The sequence below is a fragment of the Bartonella sp. AP11XZML genome (assembly GCF_042196445.1).
Lineage (GTDB): Bacteria > Pseudomonadota > Alphaproteobacteria > Rhizobiales > Rhizobiaceae > Bartonella.
The window spans coordinates 1-20,189 of the sequence record NZ_JBHIQF010000006.1 but is presented as its reverse complement, the minus strand read 5'-3'; the positions used below and the strand labels follow the sequence as shown (position 1 = coordinate 20,189).

Below are 20,189 nucleotides of genomic sequence, written 5' to 3'. Positions count from 1 at the left end.
TTTCTTATACAGTTTTTACCCACACGCCAGCTCCGCTTTTGACGTGCAAGCAAATGGTTTTGATTGATTCAACATACACAGATTTGAAATGAGAGAATCCTACGTTATTCGGAGTTCTAATTCAATATGAATAACGCTAAATTATCATTATAATCAATACATTGTCCCAAATATTCACATGACAGTAGCGCATTTTTTGCTGTACTGCCATGAGAGAGAAGACCAACAGCTTTATCCAAAAAAGCATCACAATCTAAATTATCAAAAGCGTTCTTCAAAGTCTCTGAATAAGACCTGTGATAAACAGGGCTTGTAAGAATAACATCGTCAGCGTCTGCGATTGTTTTGACAAATGTATACACTTTAGCATCGCAATGGTAATAACTTATAAAAACAATAACTTTTTTAAATGACTCCTCAACGGCGTATGAATATAAGCACGTTTTTTCTCGTCATTTTTTAAGGTATTAAACTCTTCCAATCTACCGAACTTACTCTTAAATTGTAGCCGAATGATTTTAATAAACCCATATTATTTTAAAAACTCAACAAATAATATTGAGGCTACAATCAAAGACACTTCTTTTCAATATTAAGCAAGTTTTGTAACCTATATTGTTATCTCCATAGAAGTAAAACAGCCTCTATGGACGATGAGTAGCTAAGCCTTCACAGCTAGTGCTTTACAAGTGCTTTTATAACACTCACTCTGCCCCAAACATAGGATTGCATTTTATTAAATAACCCACGCGCATATAATTAAAGATAGAAACGATTAAGCTTGCACCAATCATGCCAAGCCAATAGCCAATAAAGCCATATTCAAAAAAATGCGCCATTAGCGCTCCCCCAAATAGGCCTAACCCCCAATAACTTATTGCTACAACAATTGTTGACCAAAACGTATCAAGCAAGCCCACAAGTATGCCATTGAGCATAGTACCTAAAGTGCCAAAAGCAAAAAGACAATAAAATGAACGGAAGCAACTTCCAAGAGAAAACAACAACGCGTTCTGAAGAAATATTAAAGATGGTTGTAAGGATGAATCCATAAGAGAGATAAACAATCCCTGATAAAAACAAGACATAAGCTACAGCAAAAACAGTGACACTCATACGCAATTGTTTTAGAGCCATATTATTCCTATCTGCTCTATACCACGCTGCTATTGTCGCGGCTGCGCTGGAAATCCCCAAAGCCACCACAGAAATAAGCATATCGAGACGCATCCCTATCGTATGCGCGGCCAAAGATTCGACCCCATAAACCGTAATCATGAATGCAATGAACGAAGGAAAGCCCTCCGCAATAAGAATACGTATACCAATGGGTAGCCCTACTCGCAGCAATTTTATTATTCGTGAAATCTCTAACTTTGGTCTCAAATAATTAAAGCGAAAAGAATGAAAAGCAGAATTGCGGGACAAAATTATTGCTGCTGCAATAACAATTAAAATACGGATCAAACTGCTCGCAATTCCTGCACCAAAGACACCTAATCCGCTTACAGAACCTATACCAAAAATAAGCGGCCAAGAGATAAGAAAATTCACAAGGATATCCGCAAGCATAACCCAGGTTAACGGCTTTGGATTACCAATTGCTGACAGTAATCCCCGGCTATTCACATAAAGATAAAAAAACACCACCCCTATAGCAGCACCACTATTATATTCCTGCGCTATATTGGCAATTGTCCCATCTTGGCCGAGAAAACACAAAATATTTCTCGTGTTGAGTAAAATGATCGCACTCATCATTCCAATCACAAGGGAAAGCCATATTCCTTGATCAAACCATGCCTTCAATGCATATCTATCTTGTCTACGAAAACTTTCCGCAAGTTTTGGTGCAACCGCGGTAATAATACCTAGCCCAAAAAACATAACAAAACTAAATATACTCAGAGCTAACATTGTACCACTCAAGGCTTGCACGCCTAAATACGCTACAAGCGCTGCATCTGTGAAGGAAATCATCATCTGAGAGATAAACCCAACAGCCAGTGGCATGCCAAGAGAGAGCAATTGCTTCATCACAACAAACATTGTGAAATACCCTTCCATATTGAAGGGCATATTAAGCTCGGATCTTTTAAACAAAACACATTGATTTTTTCCGTAAAGTCTTTCCATCACAAGTCTTGTGTAAAGGATGCATAATGAGAACGCATTAAGGTAAGAGGAGATGCCCAGTTCTTAAAAAAGAAGCGCAATGCCCCTTTATTGGTTTTTTGGACTTTATGCCATGCGTTTTTTTTGTACAATATTATGCCCCCAAGCAACTACAGTCATTGATAAAAGATCCTCAGCGAGCCGTTTGTTCGTCTTGTATATCCATTTTCAGTATTTTCAATAAAATTTTTTGGTACGGTTGGTGGGATTTGAACCTACGACCTCTGGTGCCACAAACCAGCGCTCTAACCAACTGAGCTACAACCGCATAAAATCAAATGTATCATAACTGTTCACGATTTCGTAAACATTTATTCTTTGCTTATGTGACATAAGGAAGATCAACAAAGTTTGCAAGCCCCTTTAAAAAAATCTCGCAATTTTTTGTGAAGAAAAAAGCGTTTTTTACAAAGGAAATTTTGCCCAATGCTCAATACTATGATCACGATAGCCTTTTATGTTATCAACTCCATCTTGTTGCATCATCTGCAAAATCTCTTGCAGAATAGTTATGACAAGATCTGGACCTTCATAAACCATCCCACTGTATAATTGAATCAAATCTGCACCAGCTTTTACTTTTTCCAAAGCAGTCTGCGCATCCTTTACACCGCCAACACCGATAATTGCAATCTCCTTCCCTAACTTTTGACGCATTTTTGCAAGCACAATAGTAGAACGTTCAAAAAGTGGATGTCCAGAAAGCCCTCCCTCTTCATTACTGAAGTGACTATTGCTAAGACCTTGGCGTGAAAGAGTTGTGTTAGAAACAATCAGCCCATTAAAATCAGAAAGTTTTATTTCTTCAGCAACATCATCTAATTCTTTCTCTGATAAATCAGGAGCAATTTTTAAAAAAATGGGAATGGAGAATCCATGCTTTTTCTCTTGCTCATTTCGCACTTGCGAAATTGCACTCAACAAAAGATGCAAACTTTCACGGGCCTGTAAATCACGTAAACCTGGTGTATTAGGAGAAGAAATATTAACCGTAAAATAATCAGCAACATCATAAAAATGAGTAATACCAACAGTATAATCATCAATCTTATTAACTGTATCCTTATTAGCTCCAATGTTAACTCCTACAACACCAGTTTTTTTACACACACGCAATCTGTTGTAAACAACTTGATGTCCGTCATTATTAAAGCCCATTCTATTAATAATCGCTTCATCTTCTTTTAAACGAAAAAGCCGTGGTTTAGGATTTCCAATCTGAGGCTTTGGTGTCACTGTCCCAATTTCAGTAAAACCAAATCCTAACCGAAAAATACCATCTACAACCTCTGCATTTTTATCAAACCCCGCTGCAAGACCAATAAAATTTTCAAACTCAAGACCAGCAACAGTTACACACAAACGTTTGTCGATAACCTTTTGACAACCATTTAATCCACTTTTCAGCCCAAGAATCGCTAAACCGTGTGCTTGCTCTGGATCCAACATAAATAAGGCAGAACGGCCAATACAACGAAAAAAACTCATCAATTCTTCTCCACAACATAAAAATGATCCATCGCACCTCACCTCTACCTTTTAACACAAAAGATTTCCAATCAAAGCAAGCATATTATCCAAATAATATTCCCCTTCTAGAAGAAAACTCATCACATAATAGCCATACATGTTTATATTGGTTATACTATGTAAAGAACTTTTTATTCTTAAAAAATGTTTCTCTTTTTCGACATTTTTTAAAGATTAAAATATGAATCCTAATCTTATAAAATTCAGCATGAATTGGAACATCAATGGCTCTTACCATAGTCATGGTTTTATGACGCCTTATGCAGGCACGCTCATAATTTTCTTAAAAATGCAGGCAAATTATCTCTATTCCCAAAGTTCCTTTGTGTAATATTGTTTTCAATAGAAACAAAGCTTGTTCTATAAAGCTATTTTTTCCTAGCATTTATAGGATACATAGTTCATAAAATCATCTAAATTCATACTATTGTTGCACTATTTATGAGCAACAGAATGTTCAATCAATTTGTACTCTATTGATAATCTGCGTTGTTTCCTTTGCCATTTCTGATGCGTTAAATACAATTTTGCATCTATTAAGTGCTCTGCCTAACATATATTTTAAGTAATGACAGTTGATTATTGAACTCAAACATCATACCAACGACTTCCAAACCAAAATGATCTTGCAAACCCTAGAGCTCTGCTATTTATAAACTGATACAATCTTCCAGCAGATGAAATGTGTTTCTTCCATCCGAATTATCGCCATTTTAGCTCATGTAACCCAATACAAATAGCTTTTAGATAAGCCATAATGCCCTCCTAATTGCTATTATCGCTTACTAAATTAAGAGGAATTAAATTATAAGTTTTACTCCTGTCTCATCTATCTATTTCTTCTATCAGTGCTGAAATATATTTTTTATTCCTAAATTCTCTTTTTATGACAAAATGTTATGCTAATATATGCACTTCATTTGAAAAGCTTTCTGATAGCTCAACTTTCAACACTACTCATTTTGTAGTATTGTGTAAAAATCTCTCTTTTTAATGTTATCATAAAGATCTTGAGGCAATTATATAAATTAAGCTACAGTTTTCTACTTTCTGTTGAAAAAGCAGATATAGTTTTTATCAAAAAAGCTTTTTTCTAGGAAATATTCTATGTACATTCAAATAGAGCCCTAAAGCTCTTTATTAAACCTTATAAAGTTCTTTGAAAATAATATTAATATCGTAATATAATCCTAAAAATAAAATCTGCCCTTTCCTTTTTCATCAAAAGCGGTAAGTAAATTACCGTATATCGCTTATATAAAGGGGAAAATGCAATGCTTAAAGAATTCAAAGAATTTGCCCTAAAAGGTAATATGATTGATCTTGCTATCGGTGTGATTATAGGGGGTGCTTTTGGTAGCTTGGTCAACTCAATTGTCAATGATATTTTTATGCCAATCATTGGGCTGATTACAGGTGGGATTGATTTTTCTAATATGTTTATTCAACTTGCTGGCGAAAAACAAGCAACATTGAGTGCCGCCAAAGCAGCTGGAGCAACCATTAGCTATGGACACTTTATTACTTTACTTATCAATTTTCTCATTATTGCTTGGGTTCTTTTTTTATTCGTTAAGGCTATGAATAAAATTCGTAGAAAAGAAGAAGAAAGCCCCAAAAAAACGTCTTCAGAAGAACAACTTTTAACAGAAATTAGAGATCTTTTGGCTAAGAAAAAATAATTTTATGCCAGATTTACATCATGGAACACGAGGAAAAAACATTTCCACAGTTGTTCCATGATTGGGTTTTGAGAACAGTAAAAATTGTCCCCCTCTTTCTTCCACCATTGCTTTACACATTGGGAGGCCTAAACCTGTTCCCATAAAAGCGCTATCACCAGATCGTCCATCTTTGCGCTCTACTTGACCATAAGGTTGCAGTGCCTGTATAATCTCTTCTTCGTTCATCCCTATACCATTATCACTCACTGAAATTTTTACACGTTCTTTTCTATAAGAAACGTGAACAATAATCTGTCCACCCAAAGGTGTAAAACGAATAGCATTGGAAAGAAGATTCCATATAATCTGGCGAAACACTTGTTGTGATACAGGAATAAATGGAACGTGAGGTGGAGCAACAATACGCATGATAATGCCGTTCTGATTGGCTTGAGTTTCAAGAAAAGCTATCGTCGCACGTAAACAAGATATTACATCAAATGTTTCAGAAATAAGGGAAGAATCAATCTGGTTATCGGAACCAGAATAATTTATCTTCGAGCACTCTAGTAATTGATTAATCAGCAATAATATATGTTTTCCAGAGGAAATAATATCGCGTAAATATCCATGATAGCGCTCATTTTCTATCGAACCAAAACGGCCTTCTCTCATAATTTCTGCAAAACCAATAAGAGCATTCAAAGGTGTTCGTATTTCATGAACAACTCCAACGATTTTATCCTCTTCTGCTTTTTTTTCTCCTGATGGAACTGTTTGTGTCCTATCACGCAACATAACAGCATAATTGCCTTGCTTTGCCAAAAATACAATCGTTATCAAAACGGTTATATTTTTATGATTTTTTGTCATTAAATCAGCGGTTTCACTGCGATTTAAAACCTGATTTTTTTCCTCCATACGGATTGATTTAAAATACTTTTCAACCAAAAGTCGGCTTTGCAAAGTAAATAATGAAGAGAATGGTTGTCCTCGTAGTTCATTTATTTCATAACCCATTAATGCTAAGGCTGCCCTACTCGCTGATTGAACAAAGCCCTCTTCATCCAACCATAAAACACCATCTGTTGCTGTATCCAACAATGATAAAACTGCAGCGGGCTCTTTTACGAGAGCTTGTTCTATAGCATTTACCGGCAATGTTTGTGCATATGGTAACTGAATAGCTGTTTCTTCAACTAAATTTTCTTCTTTTACCGATGAATTCAATTCATCACGCAATTGCTCTGCAATTTCACGAAAAGCTGAGCGTTCTATCTCCGTAAGACATAGCATTTCTGTTTCTAGCTTTTCATTTCTTTTTTCTTGGACTTTTTTTTGTATTTTTAAAACACCAAAGCCACGAAACCCCTTAAGCTGCTTTTTAACATCAAAAATTGGCAAAGCCGACAATTCAACATCAAGCCATTGTAAGCAACCATCAACAGGCCATTGAACAATCTCTTTACTCCAAGGCATAGCCGCTTCAATAAAACGACTGAGAACCAGATATCGATCATCATTAAATTGATGAGCAAGTTCATGAAAACTACACCCTAAAATAGAAGAAGAGAGAGGACCAACAACTTCAGCTAGCTCTTTTGAGACTTCACAAAACAAACCATTGTGATCGATTTCCCACGTAAAAGGCCGTGGCAAAAGCTCTGGTGTAAAACGAAAAGCTTCTTGCTGACATTTTAATTCATTTGTATTTAACTTTAACTCATCTGCTTTTAATGGCATAACTAAAACTAAAAAGTGTTGAATTTACTCTCAAATGAATAATGCTAATTTGTTTACAATTATCTATTCTGGTTAAAATAACTTGATATCTCATATCAATTGTCTGTAGCAAAATTTTGACTGTTTCATCAACAAAACAAGAATAAAAAGAAGCTTCCAGCTCTTGTTGCTTATTCACCCATTATATAATAAATCTTGTTACAATAATGGTAACATCTCCCTCGCATAAATAGTACTCAAAAAGAATACACTTATTTTACACATTCATGCGCCTTTTTTGAAAAGATATCTCCCAAGATCCCCAAGCTTATTTTACGACGTCATCTGTAAATGGTGTAATGTAAAAGTCCCTATAGAGGATATCAAGGCATTGTGCATTACCATTTTTATACTTATAAAAGAGCTGGTTAGCACCATCATTATACTAATTTCAGCCCCTAATGTTACCAATAGTTCTCGGCATTTGAAGGCATTCATACAAAGATCTTTCTTTCATTAGAATCGCTACAAAAGAAAAAATATGCTACCGCACTATTTTATTAAAAATTTTCTCTGTAAAAAAGAGAACACAAATTATCTGTCTTCATATAAAGATTTGTTTAATTTCTTTATATTCCAGATCATTTAGAAATGTTAAAATATCTCATAACCTCCTTTGATATAAGCTTGTTTACCTCATCAGAAGTCTTAATACAAAAGATCGCTTTTGCTTTATTACTCTCCATTTAAATTTTTAATATTATATAAAAAAATAAAACAAGCACATTTAAATAATAACTGTTAGATATTTAAAAAATTGCATATTTTTAAATGCGTTTGTTTATTTTCCTTCATTGAGTAAAATTTCACGTTTTCCAACATGATTAGCGGCTCCAACAATGCCTTTTTCTTCCATCCGCTCGACGAGAGAAGCTGCTTTATTATAGCCGATTGAAAGTCGGCGCTGAATATAAGATGTTGAACATTTTTTATCACGCATAACAATTTTTACAGCTTGGTTATAAAGTTCCTCACCCTCTTCATCAAAATTTTCTTCCTCAGAAATTTCAGCAGCTGAATCAGCAGAAGTATCCTCTTTGTTATCGTCTTCATTATCCGTTACCGTTGCTAAATAATCAGGTTTTCCTTGCATTTTAAGATGTGCAACGATGGATTCAACTTCTTCATCTGAGACAAAAGGTCCATGAACGCGCACAATGCGTCCACCACCAGCCATATGAAGCATATCCCCCTGACCTAAAAGTGTTTCAGCACCTTGTTCACCCAAGATCGTACGACTATCAATTTTTGATGTTACTTGAAAAGAAATGCGGGTAGGAAAGTTCGCTTTAATTGTACCTGTGATAACATCAACAGAAGGACGTTGCGTTGCCATAATAAGATGAATACCTGCCGCACGCGCCATTTGCGCTAAGCGCTGAATGGCATTCTCTATCTCTTTCCCTGCCACCATCATAAGATCAGCCATCTCATCAACAATCACAACAATATAAGGAAGCTGCGTGAGATCCATGGCTTCTTCATGATAAAGCATTTCCCCTGTTTCCTTATCAAAACCCGACTGAACAGTACACATGATTGTTTCGCCTTTTTGAGCTGCAAGTGCAACGCGTGCATTAAAACCATCAATATTACGCACACCCAACTTAGCCATTTTGCGATAACGCTCTTCCATTTCACGAACCGCCCATTTTAAAGCTGTTACTGCTTTTTTGGGATCTGTGACAACGGGTGTTAAAAGATGTGGAATGCCATCATAAACAGAAAGCTCTAACATTTTAGGATCAACCATGATCAAACGACATTGCTTTGGTGTCATACGATAAAGAATCGACAAAATCATTGTATTAATTGCAACAGACTTGCCTGATCCTGTTGTTCCTGCAACCAATAAATGAGGCATTTTTGCTAATTCTGCAATGACCGGTTCACCATTAATCCCCTTCCCCAAAGCAAGAGCAAGTTTAAATTCACTTTCACGAAAAGAACGTGTTTGGATTAATTCTCGTAAATAAACGGTTTCACGAACCGCATTGGGTAACTCAATCCCGATAACATTACGTCCAGGAATTACAGCAACGCGTGTAGAAATAGCAGACATAGAACGCGCAATATCATCAGAAAGATTAATAACGCGCGATGACTTTACGCCCGCGGCGGGTTCAAATTCATACATTGTTACCACTGGCCCTGGATGAACATGGATAACTTCACCCTTAATGCCAAAATCTTCCAAAACACTTTCCAAAAGTCCAGCACCACGTTCTAATGTTTCTTGAGGAATCATCGTACCTTCATGAAAAACAGGTTCCTGTAATAAGTTGATCGGAGGAAATTCATAAACATCACAGTCAATAGATTGAATATTTTGCATAAAAGCAGAATCATAATTACCTAATGGCATACGAGTAGATTGCAATGTTTTAGTTTTACTGTTTGCTTGCATCACAGAAAAATCTTTTGAATTCTTTGTGACGGCTTTGTTTATACAATCAACAGTATTATTGGCGACAGTATTATTGCTATTTTCAGTCTCTATACTAGCTCCTGCATCGCTTAACGCCCCTGTATTACTTAACGTATGAGCAGAATCTTCAACAGAAAGCTTAGAATGACTCTCTTTAGTAGTATCATTATTTGTATGCATTAAATCAGAAATTTTCTCAACGCCTCGCATCCTTTCCGCTGGAGATTCTGATGTAATTGAATCATAGAGTTGTGGAAAGCGGTATTCAAGAACACGGTAAAGAGCCGTTATTGACTCATCAAAGGCTGTGGGAATATCCGGTGTAATTTCATTTGTCGTGTCAATTGATATTCCATCCTCTTTTGACGTTTGAGTCTCCACATGTTCAAATATCAAAGATTCACACTCAAAAAATGCATCATCGGAAAGATGCAAAGCAGGTTTTATTTTTTGTAGCACATTTTCCACTTGTAATTTACGTTCTTGTTCATCCTCCTCAAGTGGAATATTTGCTGACGGCATATGAATAGCTTGTCGTGACAACTGCTTCAGAACCGTTGAATGACAAACTGATGTTTTATTCTCTATTGATTGAGGATTAATGACTTTTTTTGTCGAAAGAATATTGGTTGTTTTCTTGTTACAACGTACAATATCTGCATCTGTAATTTTTTTTTGATCTTGCTTCGTAAAAATTTTAAACTGTTTTGCAAAAACTGGATCTGTTTCTATACGACGACGCAAAATCTCAACTTCTGGGGTTCTCGTGAAACGGACGTTTTTTCCAAGGGCAAATGCCTTTTTCCACACTTCCGGATAAGGAAATATCTCAGTAATCTTAACAGATAAATCTTCTCTTGATGCACCTTTTGTACCATCATCAGAAAAAGAAGACGTAGAAATAGATTTTGTTTTCGAATTATGCATGGCACCCAACAAATTTATAGCAATGAGAAAAATAACCTTTTCAAAAAGAATTCGTAGAAACTATCATACGAAGGTTAATAACCTTTTGCTGATGGTTACTTTTTAATGAAAAAAATAATGCCATAATGCATATTCATAATCTGCCTTTTGCATATTTACGATATAAATTGCTCAGTTTATGGTGTCACAGAGCTCGTATTTCATTTGTTTTGAAGAAAACTTCATGATAAAAAAGCTTCAAGAAAATTGTCTATGCCTCTCTTTCTCTCCCTTTTCATAAAAGAAACTAGTCTCAATAATACAATGAGCATTACTCTATTGAATTCTCCATGCTCAATTATCACGATATAATCTAATTTCTCGCGTTTTTATAAGATTATCCTTGTTATCCTCGTTTAAAAAGGCTTAGACTAAGACAATCATAATTACATAAATACAAATAGAAAAAAGGGAGTGAATTATGTTTAATAAACGGAATTTTTATATCAATGGTCTATGGGATGAGCCAAGCACTCCTCACGATTTTGACGTCATTAATCCATCAACAGAGGAGGCTTGTGCTGTCATTAGCCTTGGAAGTACAAAAGATGCCGATAAAGCAATTAATGCGGCTAAAGAAGCGTTTCAAAAATGGAAAACAACGTCACCAAATGAGCGTCTTGGATTTGTTGAAAAAATTCTAGAGATCTACGAAAAACGTTCCAAAGACATGGCAAAAACCATTTCAATGGAAATGGGAGCACCAATTGATATGGCGCTTAATGCGCAAACTGCAACCGGAAGTTCCCATATTCGCAATTTTATCGAAGCTTATAAAGAGTTTTCGTTCCAAGAAACTTTAATAAAGGGAAATGAGCAAGCAATCCTTCACTACGATCCTATCGGCGTCGTAGGATTAATTACGCCATGGAATTGGCCCATGAATCAAGTAACTCTTAAAGTTATTCCTGCTCTCTTGGCTGGCTGTACCATGGTGTTAAAGCCCTCTGAAATTGCGCCTCTTTCTGCTATGCTTTTTGCTGAAATTTTAGATGAAGCAGCACTTCCAGCCGGTGTTTTTAATTTAATCAATGGTGATGGTGCGACTGTCGGCTCTTACCTCTCTGCACATCCAGATTTAGAAATGATCAGCTTTACTGGTTCAACCAGAGCAGGAAAAGATATTTCGAAAAATGCCAGTGTAACTTTAAAAAGAGTCTGTCTGGAACTTGGGGGAAAAGGAGCGAATATTATCTTTGCTGATGCCGACTCAGATGCTATTCAACGTGGTGCACGACATTGCTTTTATAATAGTGGACAAAGTTGTAATGCACCGACTCGTATGCTTGTGGAACAGAGCATCTATGACAAAGCCGTAAAAATAGCTAAAGATATTGCAGAAACAACAAAAGTAGGACCAAACTACCAAGAAGGAAATCATATTGGGCCTGTCGTTTCAAAAAAACAATACGATAAAATTCAAGATCTTATCCAATCGGGAATTGATGAAGGTGCAACTCTTGTTGCAGGCGGAATTGGTTTACCAAAAGGAATGGAACGCGGTTATTATGTTCGCCCAACAGTCTTTGCTGATGTAAAACCTCATATGCGTATTTTTAAAGAAGAAATCTTTGGTCCAGTTCTCTCGATTCTTTCTTTTAGTACAGAAGAAGAAGCCGTCGCTTTAGCGAATGAGACTGAGTATGGTCTTACAAACTATATTCAATCGCAAGATCGCAACAAATGTCGTCGTATTGCGGAACAAGTACGCTCTGGTATGGTAGAAGTTAATGGACATGGATTACCCAGTGGAAGCTACTTTGGTGGTGTAAAATTTTCTGGGCGCGCTCGTGAAGGAGGACATTGGGGAATTAAAGAATTTCTCGATAGTAAAGCAATTTCGTACTGGTAAAATCTTATTAAAAACTTAATAGGAATCGTATGGTAATACAGAAAATAACGGATGAAGGTGCTCTTGGGCAACGTCTTGATCAGTGGCTCGCAAAACAATATCATGATGTGCTCTCACGTTCGCGTTTGCAAACTCTCATCCGTGAAGGCTGTCTTAAAATTGATGGTCAATTCATAAAGGAACCAAAAACAAAATTAAAACCTAACCAAATAATTGAATTGGAAATCCCTGACCTTCGTGATGCAGAACCTAGCGCTGAAGCCATTGCATTGGACATTCTTTTTGAAGATGATCATATCATTGTTATTAACAAACCAGCTGGTCTTGTTGTTCATCCTGGAAATGGAAATTGGACCGGTACATTGGTTAATGCCCTTATTTACCACTGTGGGAATAGTTTATCTGGTATAGGTGGTGTTAAACGCCCTGGTATTGTCCATCGTCTCGATAAAAATACAAGCGGTGTCATGGTTGTTGCAAAAAATGATCTGGCCCATAAAAGTCTTAGCGCTCAATTTTCTGATCATGGACGTACCTGCGCATTAGATCGACGTTATCATGCCTTGATTTGGGGGGCACCTCACCGTAATGTCTGGACAATTGATGCATCACTTGGCCGTTCGCCCCATAACCGGACAAAGCAAGCTGTCATCCATAACCAAAACCCTTATGCTCGTCACGCTGTTACACATGTTTCTCTGCTTGAAAAATATGGCTCTCATGCAGACTCAACATCTTTTGCTAGCCTTCTGGAATGTCGCTTGGAAACTGGACGCACCCATCAAATCCGTGTTCATATGACTCATATAGGGCATCCACTCATAGGCGATACAGTTTATGGAAACGCTTTTAAAACAAAATCAAACACATTCAACCCCACTATTAGAAATGCAATCGATCAATTCAACCGACATGCACTCCATGCTGCAAATCTTACTTTTGAACATCCTTCTACCGGTAAAGTTATGTCGTTTTCCGCACCACTGCCTCAAGATATGACTAAACTTATTGAGCTTTTTAAAAAAATGAATTGAAACTTTTCCCCTTCTCAAGATTTCACAATAAAATATCTTTTTTTGAACAAAATTGAAAAATATGCTAGAGTGAGGTTATGAGGATAGTTAGCTATCTAAAACATAGAATTTGCCTTATCAGGGAATTCAGACAAAAGGAGGGTGCTATATGGCCCATATGAATTTATTATCAGTAATGACAGGTGATGGTGGTTTAAACCGTTACTTGGAAGAAGTGCGTCGTTTTCCAATGCTTGAGCCAAAAGAAGAGTATATGTTAGCTCAGCGTTACCGTGAGCATAATGATCTAAAAGCTGCGCATAGGCTAGTAACCAGCCATTTGCGTCTCGTAGCTAAAATCGCGATGGGATATCGGGGCTACGGACTTCCCATTGGGGAAGTTATTTCAGAAGGCAATGTTGGACTCATGCAAGCTGTTAAACGTTTCGAACCAGAGCGGGGTTTTCGTCTTGCAACCTATGCAATATGGTGGATTAAAGCGTCAATCCAAGAATATGTATTGCGCTCTTGGAGTTTGGTGAAAATGGGGACAACAGCTAATCAAAAGCGCTTGTTTTTCAACCTTCGTAAGTTGAAAAGTAAACTTCAAGCACTTGATAGTGGCGATCTCAATGCAGAACAAGTGAAAGAAATTGCAACCCAGTTGAATGTCACAGAAGATGAAGTTGTATCAATGAATCGTAGGCTTGGTGGTGACACTTCACTCAACGCACCGATTCGGACAAAAGAAGGGGAAAACAGCGAGTTACAAGATTGGTTGGTGGATGAATCTAACGATCAAGAACAAATTTTAATTGAAAAAAGTGAATTAGAAAATCGCCGTTCCATGCTCATAAATGCCATGGACAATCTCAATGAACGCGAAAAACGTATATTCAAAGCGCGTCGTTTAAACGATGTACCACTAACCCTAGAAGAACTCTCTGGTGAATTTAATATTAGTCGAGAACGAGTAAGACAAATTGAAATGCGTGCATTTGAAAAAGTGCAAAACTCTATCAAAGATTCTACTTTATCTCAAAGTCAAGTATAAAACCTAGAGTTAAGTATAAAGCCAATGGTTTGCACATTCTTTAAATGTGAAAATGAAAAAAAGCATGCCTTGGCTTTATACTTGTAAATTGGTCTATCGAATTCTTTAAGTTATTGATATGCAAAAATTTAGTGAATGTATGTGGTATATAATTGATAAAGATGGTCGTAGAAAATTCTTCACAGCCGTTTATTTTTTTGCATCTATGTTTTATTTTTTTGACCAAGAACTGTTAACTTATCTTGTTGTGCAAGCCATTGTCCAATAACTTCATTAAAAATAGACTTACCTGTTGGTCCTTTTGCAAAGGTTAATTCACTTATACGCCCGTTTTTATCCGTTAACACCAAACGGATCCAATCTAATTCTCGCATCAATTGTAAATTTCGATCAAGAAATGGATGATTTCCACTCAATGCGACAAGAAAAAAGTCTTCGTTAATCTTTGCAGCAATAGTTCTTGTTAAAGCCAGTCCAATGGATTGTTCACTTGCTTTAAAGGTTAATGCTTGAATATTGCTTATAGTTTTACCTGAAAATTTATCCGAAAGAATAAAAATAAGGTCCATAATATACGCAGCAGGAAATGACTGATCGGTATTACGACGTAAAATTAACCGTAATGATATCCCTTCATCAGGAATTGTTATATCACCTTGTATAGTTGTTTCTTCTGGAGCCCCCTTCACTTGAGACTCTTTTATAAGTGTCCAGCGAGCACTTCCCGTTGCTATCTTTTCTGCATCATAATTTGTACGTGCTTGATAGAAAACAGCTTCACCTGATTTTTCAAGCGATTGCAAATTGCTAGAAACAACTGTTGAGAGTACTTCTTCATCCGAAGAATCTATCGCTTGTTTTAAACCAACATCAATTTCACTTCCATCCTCTAATAAGCGTTGTGTTAACTTTCTCTTAATTGGAAATGCCTTTGGTACTCTGTGAGAAGCTTGAAGATTTTCTTCTAAAAACTGATGATCATTTGATACAAATACACGCTCACCAACAAAAAAAATACCAACAAGTAAAACAACAAAACTAACAACAGAAACAGCACTTATCACAATACGCCTTTGCACTAACGATTTATTAGCACGACGTAAAGCCTGAGAAAAAATGTGCGAAACAATATGCGGATTATCTTCCTGCGAAGGAGAAATCTTTAACACACTGCTATTAACATGCTGAGAAGGCACATCAGCCTCCATATTAACAGGCTCTGCATCTGGTATATCTGATACACAAAGCTCAACAAATACCTTGTTATCCTTTGAACGTGTAACAAAATCTTGCTTTCTTTTTATGTTTACCTCTGACAATTCATTATTCTTTGGTAATATAGTTTTTTTTGTATATTTCTTATCTTCATTTATATTTGTGGGATTCCACCCAATAACTGAAGAGAGCCGTTTCTTTTCAACTGCTAAATATTCTCCTTCAACAGTTGCAATAGAACTTTGAAGAAGCTTTCTTTGTTCATCCGCTATTGCTTGTGATATTTTTGCTGTTACAAATTGATGTTCTAGTGTTTCGGTAGCCCGCTTATAAATCCGCTTACGCACTTGTGGTGTAATATTATTTTGTGCATTAATTGTCTTTTTTAAGATTCCAACGAAATCTACCATTTCCTCTATAATCTCTCTTAAACTGAGAAAAAATCAATAGTAAAGCCAAAAAACTTTATTTTAGCCTTCTAAATTGGTTGCCATTTAATATTGGTACAACTATCGCAATAATGTAAAATGAATATGAAAAATAAACAATGCTATTTTGCACCTTTCTTTTACGTGCTCTTAAAAACTTTTTTTGTAAAAAGATACAAAAACGAACAGAGAACATATATAGAAATCTAAAAACAATAATCAATTAACAAAGGGATCCGTAATAAGAATAGTATCTTCACGCTCTGGACTTGTGGATAATAAAGCCACTTTTGTATTAATCAGTTCTTCAATATAGCGTATATATTTAATAGCCTGCACTGGTAAATCTTCCCACCTCAATGCATGTGCTGTTTCTTCCTTCCAACCTTCTAATGTTGCATAAATAGGCTTCACCCGATCCTGAGCTCCCATGGAAGAAGGTAAATAATCAATCCTTTTACCATCAAGCTCATAACCAATACAAATTTTTATTTCATCCAAACCATCTAAAACATCAAGTTTTGTCAATGCTATACCTTGAACACCGCAAATTGTTACCATCTGACGTACTAAGACAGCATCAAACCAACCACATCGACGCTTTCGACCCGTTACAACACCAAATTCATGTCCACGCACTCCCAGAAATTCACCAATATCATTTATCTGCTCTGTCGGGAACGGCCCTTCTCCAACGCGTGTAGTATAAGCTTTTGCAATACCCAAAACATAATGGATTGCATCAGGTCCCATCCCCGAACCTGTACATGCTTGCCCAGCAACTGTATTAGATGACGTTACATAAGGATAAGTTCCAAAATCATTATCTAATAAAGCACCTTGCGCACCTTCAAAAAGAATGTGTTTCCCTCCTCGATAACCTTCATCTAAAAGACGCCACGTACAATCCATAAAGGGCAAAATTTTATCCGCAACTTGCATCAATTCATCATAAAGTGCTCGAGAATCAATCTCTGCAACACCCATCCCAAGACGCAAAGCATTATGATGCCTCAAAAGCCGCTCAATCTTAGCCATAAGTGTATCTTTTTCTGCTAAATCCATCACTCGGATAGCACGACGTCCCACCTTATCTTCATAAGCCGGTCCAATACCGCGCTTTGTTGTACCAATCTTTAAACCAGATAAACCGCTTTCTCGAATTGCATCAAGATCACGATGCAAAGAAAGAATCAAAGGAGCATTTTCAGCAATACGCAAAATTTCTGGTGTGATTTTTACACCCTGATTACATAGTTTTTTTACTTCTGCAACAAAATGATGAGGGTCAACAACAACACCATTACCAATAATTGATAACTTGCCACGCACTAAACCAGACGGTAAAAGTGATAATTTATAACTGACTCCATCAACAACCAATGTATGGCCAGCATTATGCCCCCCCTGATATCTCACCACGATATCTGCTCGCTCAGACAACCAATCTACAATTTTACCTTTGCCTTCATCACCCCATTGTGTACCGACAACAACTACATTGGCCATAACTTTCTCCGTCGTGTTTGGTCAAAAAAACCAGCATTCAAAAACAAACTCTTCTTTATAACGAAACCTTAGAGCAAGTGCGACTCCTCATTTCAGATTTTTCTCAATCTTCAAGTGATTAAATTTTCAAATTTATGATAATAAAGATAAGCAAATACCCAAATATTTTAAATCTGTCATTTTCGCTACAAAAAGTAAAAACATTAGAGATTTTAATTTGTGCGTATCCAACACCTGACAAAGCATTCATTCCCCGTCTTAATCTTTTACAATTCATGTAATATTTAGAGGCTGTTTGTCTGATACAAGAATACGAAAGATCATCATAATCTCTCGTATCCTTTTTTGTTTAAAAACACGTTGTGAAAATCACCAGTAATTATTTAAAGCTGTGCTTTTTCAACTTGGAACGCCCACTCAAGCCATTGTGTTAAAATTTCAAGATCGGAAGCCTCAATTGTTATACCCGCCCAAATTCGAAGCCCAGGAGGAGCATCGCGATACGAACCGATATCATAAGCAACCCCTTCCTCATCAAGACGCTTCACAACCGCTTTTATAAAAGATACTCGCTTTTCCGTATCCAAAGCAGTAATCACTGGATCCACAATATCTAAACAAATAGCGGTGTTAGAACGCACTTCAGGATCTTTTGCCAAATATTCTAACCATGGCGTTTTGCGAACAAAAGCATCAAGTACAGAAAAATTTTTCTCAACCCGTGCTCTTAATGCCGCTGCACCTCCTAGAGATTTTGCCCACTTCAACCCATCAAGGAAATCCTCAACACAAAGCATAGAAGGTGTATTGATGATCTTTCCTTTAAAAATATCTTCGTTCAATTTTCCATTTTTTGTCATATAGAAAAGTTGGGGCATAGGCCAAGCTGGAACATGATTCTCAAGCCTCTCAACAGCACGAGGACTTAAAATCACCATACCATGTGCAGCCTCACCTCCCAAAACTTTCTGCCATGAAAAAGTAACAACATCTAATTTTGAAAAATCAAGATATTGCGCAAAAGCTGCCGATGTTGCATCACAAATGGTCAATCCAGCCCGCTTATGCGGAATGAAATCCGCATTAGGAATACGCACACCAGAAGTTGTCCCATTCCATGTAAAAACAACATCCCGATCAAAGTCAAGTTGTGTTAAATCTGGTATTTCACCATAAGGAGCTTCAAAACGACGCACATCAGAAAGCTTTAATTGCTCGACAACATCTTTATTCCACCCAAACCCAAAACTTTCCCACGCTGCCATATCAATGCCACGCTCACCTAATAGAGACCATAGAGCAGCCTCAACAGCACCGGTATCTGATCCTGGCATAATTCCTATACGATGATCAGAAGGAACCTCAAGAATCTCACGGGTTAAATTAACAACTTCAGCAAGTTTTAATTCTGCTTCTCTAGATCTATGTGAACGCCCAACTAATGCATTTTTAAGAGCATCAAGAGTCCAACCAGGCCGTTTGCTACAAGGGCCTGAAGAAAAATTAGTATTATTGGGACGATTACTTGGTTTTTGTAACATTATCATTATTTCTCCCCTTTTAGATGTTTTTCTTTCTTTATAAAGAAAAACAAATTATTATAAAGACTAATCAATAATCTTTTTAGAAAAAAGTCAAAAATGTTGTCTCTTATTTCGTATGCTTAAAATTTAGGGAAACTTTATAAAAAAATCTTTCTTAATCATTCTTCTCGATTGATTCTTTTAATTTTTTTTCGTATCACCACCACGATAAGACAGCATTCTAATAACAATACACTAAAGTGTCCAATATACCTATCAAATTTATTTTATGATAAAGATTCATTGATAACGCTCTAGAATAGGGAGATAAACTTATTAAAAAATCAATTATTTTTCTTTTGATGACTGGACAGAGAAAATTTTAATGTTATAACCGCAAACGCTTTATGTTTTTTTGAAGCATGCCCAGATAGCTCAGTTGGTAGAGCAGCGGACTGAAAATCCGCGTGTCCGTGGTTCGAATCCGCGTCTGGGCACCACTTTTTGTTTTTAACATATTGAAATATATAGATTTTTTCTTTAAGTAACCATTTTCAGACCACCTTTTAGACCACCTTCTACAGTTTATATANTTGTGCAATGTTTGCACCATTGCTCCTTTTAGGAATTGGGTAAACATTACCCTATTGCTGTACTCATGCAATTGGATCAACTTGATCTTATTTCTCGTTTTAGCAATTGGTGCAACTTGCACCTATTCCTCATCACGACCGATCAAAGGGTCAAGTTGTCCCTTTGATTTTCTGTCACTCAGAGGTTTCCTTTTCTCCTGCCTCTTTTCCTTTGTTTGGTGCCTCGAGTGTGATTTCTGTTGTGTATCCGCTTTGCTTCTCATAGCAGTGGGTGACGGTTGCGGCTTTCCATGGACCATTGATTTCGCCACGAAACCCTTGAAGGATGAGAGGTTGATCCGCCATGATTTCAGGGCGTCCCTCAAGGGTCAAAGAACCACTGCCCACAGCACGACACAACCTGTCCGACTCGGAAGCAGCAGCAGCTCGTGCTTCCTCCTCACAAGTGTAACAAGTC

Annotated in this window: 13 protein-coding genes, 2 tRNA genes and 1 pseudogene; 5 read left to right on the top strand and 11 right to left on the bottom strand. The window is 36.7% G+C overall.

The genetic code is table 11. From position 1 onward, the window contains the following. Window positions 1-116 precede the first annotated feature (116 nt). The 5 genes from ACFIMG_RS00280 to ACFIMG_RS00260 all read right to left on the bottom strand — a co-directional run bounded on the left by ACFIMG_RS00280 (window position 117) and on the right by ACFIMG_RS00260 (window position 3,663). A complete protein-coding gene (locus tag ACFIMG_RS00280; protein ID WP_375679268.1) occupies window positions 117-362 on the bottom strand; it encodes an NADPH-dependent FMN reductase in 246 nt (81 codons plus the stop codon). A gap of 342 nt (window positions 363-704) precedes the next feature. Continuing rightward, the gene (locus ACFIMG_RS00275; protein ID WP_375679267.1) at window positions 705-839 is read right to left on the bottom strand and encodes a hypothetical protein; all 135 of its coding nucleotides are present in this window, start codon (window positions 837-839) and stop codon (window positions 705-707) included. A 67-nt stretch (window positions 840-906) separates the two neighbouring features. Next, window positions 907-2,049 carry an MATE family efflux transporter gene (locus ACFIMG_RS00270; RefSeq protein ID WP_375679266.1) on the bottom strand — a complete coding sequence of 381 codons (1,143 nt, stop codon included), beginning with the start codon at window positions 2,047-2,049 and terminating at the stop codon, window positions 907-909. A gap of 317 nt (window positions 2,050-2,366) precedes the next feature. Next, window positions 2,367-2,443: transfer RNA gene (locus tag ACFIMG_RS00265), tRNA-His, on the bottom strand. A gap of 137 nt (window positions 2,444-2,580) precedes the next feature. Then, window positions 2,581-3,663, bottom strand: coding sequence for a quinone-dependent dihydroorotate dehydrogenase (locus ACFIMG_RS00260; protein ID WP_375679265.1), 1,083 nt, complete (start codon window positions 3,661-3,663; stop codon window positions 2,581-2,583). Between the two features lie 1,316 nt (window positions 3,664-4,979). Between ACFIMG_RS00260 and mscL the strand changes: the two genes are divergently transcribed. Further along, window positions 4,980-5,387, top strand: coding sequence for a large conductance mechanosensitive channel protein MscL (mscL, locus tag ACFIMG_RS00255; protein WP_026500234.1), 408 nt, complete (start codon window positions 4,980-4,982; stop codon window positions 5,385-5,387). Between the two features lie 18 nt (window positions 5,388-5,405). On the opposite strand, the gene ACFIMG_RS00250 is transcribed toward mscL, so the two are convergent. Both ACFIMG_RS00250 and ACFIMG_RS00245 read right to left on the bottom strand, forming a co-directional pair. Further along, window positions 5,406-7,112, bottom strand: coding sequence for an ATP-binding protein (locus tag ACFIMG_RS00250; protein ID WP_375652351.1), 1,707 nt, complete (start codon window positions 7,110-7,112; stop codon window positions 5,406-5,408). Window positions 7,113-7,932: 820 nt separating this feature from the next. Continuing rightward, complete coding sequence (locus ACFIMG_RS00245; protein ID WP_375679264.1) at window positions 7,933-10,506, bottom strand: DNA translocase FtsK; 2,574 nt, start codon at window positions 10,504-10,506, stop codon at window positions 7,933-7,935. Between the two features lie 460 nt (window positions 10,507-10,966). Here ACFIMG_RS00245 and ACFIMG_RS00240 point away from each other — a divergent pair, with 460 nt between their 5' ends. The 3 genes from ACFIMG_RS00240 (at window position 10,967) to rpoH (ending at window position 14,464) form a co-directional block, all read left to right on the top strand. Beyond that, window positions 10,967-12,397 carry an aldehyde dehydrogenase family protein gene (locus tag ACFIMG_RS00240; RefSeq protein ID WP_375679263.1) on the top strand — a complete coding sequence of 477 codons (1,431 nt, stop codon included), beginning with the start codon at window positions 10,967-10,969 and terminating at the stop codon, window positions 12,395-12,397. Between the two features lie 29 nt (window positions 12,398-12,426). Next, window positions 12,427-13,431 (top strand): RluA family pseudouridine synthase, encoded by a 1,005-nt coding sequence (locus ACFIMG_RS00235; RefSeq protein WP_375679262.1) that lies wholly within the window; start codon window positions 12,427-12,429, stop codon window positions 13,429-13,431. 148 nt (window positions 13,432-13,579) lie between these two features. Continuing rightward, window positions 13,580-14,464 carry an RNA polymerase sigma factor RpoH gene (rpoH, locus tag ACFIMG_RS00230; RefSeq protein WP_375618560.1) on the top strand — a complete coding sequence of 295 codons (885 nt, stop codon included), beginning with the start codon at window positions 13,580-13,582 and terminating at the stop codon, window positions 14,462-14,464. 203 nt (window positions 14,465-14,667) lie between these two features. On the opposite strand, the gene ACFIMG_RS00225 is transcribed toward rpoH, so the two are convergent. From ACFIMG_RS00225 to ACFIMG_RS00215, 3 genes are all read right to left on the bottom strand, one after another. Continuing rightward, complete coding sequence (locus ACFIMG_RS00225; protein ID WP_375679261.1) at window positions 14,668-16,089, bottom strand: hypothetical protein; 1,422 nt, start codon at window positions 16,087-16,089, stop codon at window positions 14,668-14,670. A gap of 237 nt (window positions 16,090-16,326) precedes the next feature. After that, entirely contained in the window at window positions 16,327-17,616 is a 1,290-nt protein-coding gene (locus ACFIMG_RS00220; protein ID WP_375679260.1) for an adenylosuccinate synthase, read from the bottom strand. A 383-nt stretch (window positions 17,617-17,999) separates the two neighbouring features. Further along, complete coding sequence (locus tag ACFIMG_RS00215) at window positions 18,000-19,163, bottom strand: phosphoserine transaminase (RefSeq protein WP_375679259.1); 1,164 nt, start codon at window positions 19,161-19,163, stop codon at window positions 18,000-18,002. A gap of 400 nt (window positions 19,164-19,563) precedes the next feature. On the opposite strand from ACFIMG_RS00215, the gene ACFIMG_RS00210 reads away from it, so the two are divergent. Then, window positions 19,564-19,639: transfer RNA gene (locus ACFIMG_RS00210), tRNA-Phe, on the top strand. A gap of 267 nt (window positions 19,640-19,906) precedes the next feature. Here ACFIMG_RS00210 and ACFIMG_RS00205 read toward each other — a convergent pair. Then, window positions 19,907-20,189 (bottom strand): annotated as a pseudogene (locus tag ACFIMG_RS00205) (late control protein); the annotation flags it as partial.

Bases quoted from the DNA above. Each gene is read 5' to 3' on its own strand.
- ACFIMG_RS00225 (WP_375679261.1), bottom strand. From the start codon at position 16,089: ATGGTAGATTTCGTTGGAATCTTAAAAAAGACAATTAATGCACAAAAT.
- ACFIMG_RS00215 (WP_375679259.1), bottom strand. From the start codon at position 19,163: ATGATAATGTTACAAAAACCAAGTAATCGTCCCAATAATACTAATTTT.
- ACFIMG_RS00235 (WP_375679262.1), top strand. From the start codon at position 12,427: ATGGTAATACAGAAAATAACGGATGAAGGTGCTCTTGGGCAACGTCTT.
- ACFIMG_RS00220 (WP_375679260.1), bottom strand. From the start codon at position 17,616: ATGGCCAATGTAGTTGTTGTCGGTACACAATGGGGTGATGAAGGCAAA.
- mscL (WP_026500234.1), top strand. From the start codon at position 4,980: ATGCTTAAAGAATTCAAAGAATTTGCCCTAAAAGGTAATATGATTGAT.
- ACFIMG_RS00270 (WP_375679266.1), bottom strand. From the start codon at position 2,049: ATGTTTGTTGTGATGAAGCAATTGCTCTCTCTTGGCATGCCACTGGCT.
- ACFIMG_RS00250 (WP_375652351.1), bottom strand. From the start codon at position 7,112: ATGCCATTAAAAGCAGATGAGTTAAAGTTAAATACAAATGAATTAAAA.
- rpoH (WP_375618560.1), top strand. From the start codon at position 13,580: ATGGCCCATATGAATTTATTATCAGTAATGACAGGTGATGGTGGTTTA.
- ACFIMG_RS00275 (WP_375679267.1), bottom strand. From the start codon at position 839: ATGGCGCATTTTTTTGAATATGGCTTTATTGGCTATTGGCTTGGCATG.
- ACFIMG_RS00260 (WP_375679265.1), bottom strand. From the start codon at position 3,663: ATGAGTTTTTTTCGTTGTATTGGCCGTTCTGCCTTATTTATGTTGGAT.
- ACFIMG_RS00240 (WP_375679263.1), top strand. From the start codon at position 10,967: ATGTTTAATAAACGGAATTTTTATATCAATGGTCTATGGGATGAGCCA.
- ACFIMG_RS00245 (WP_375679264.1), bottom strand. From the start codon at position 10,506: ATGCATAATTCGAAAACAAAATCTATTTCTACGTCTTCTTTTTCTGAT.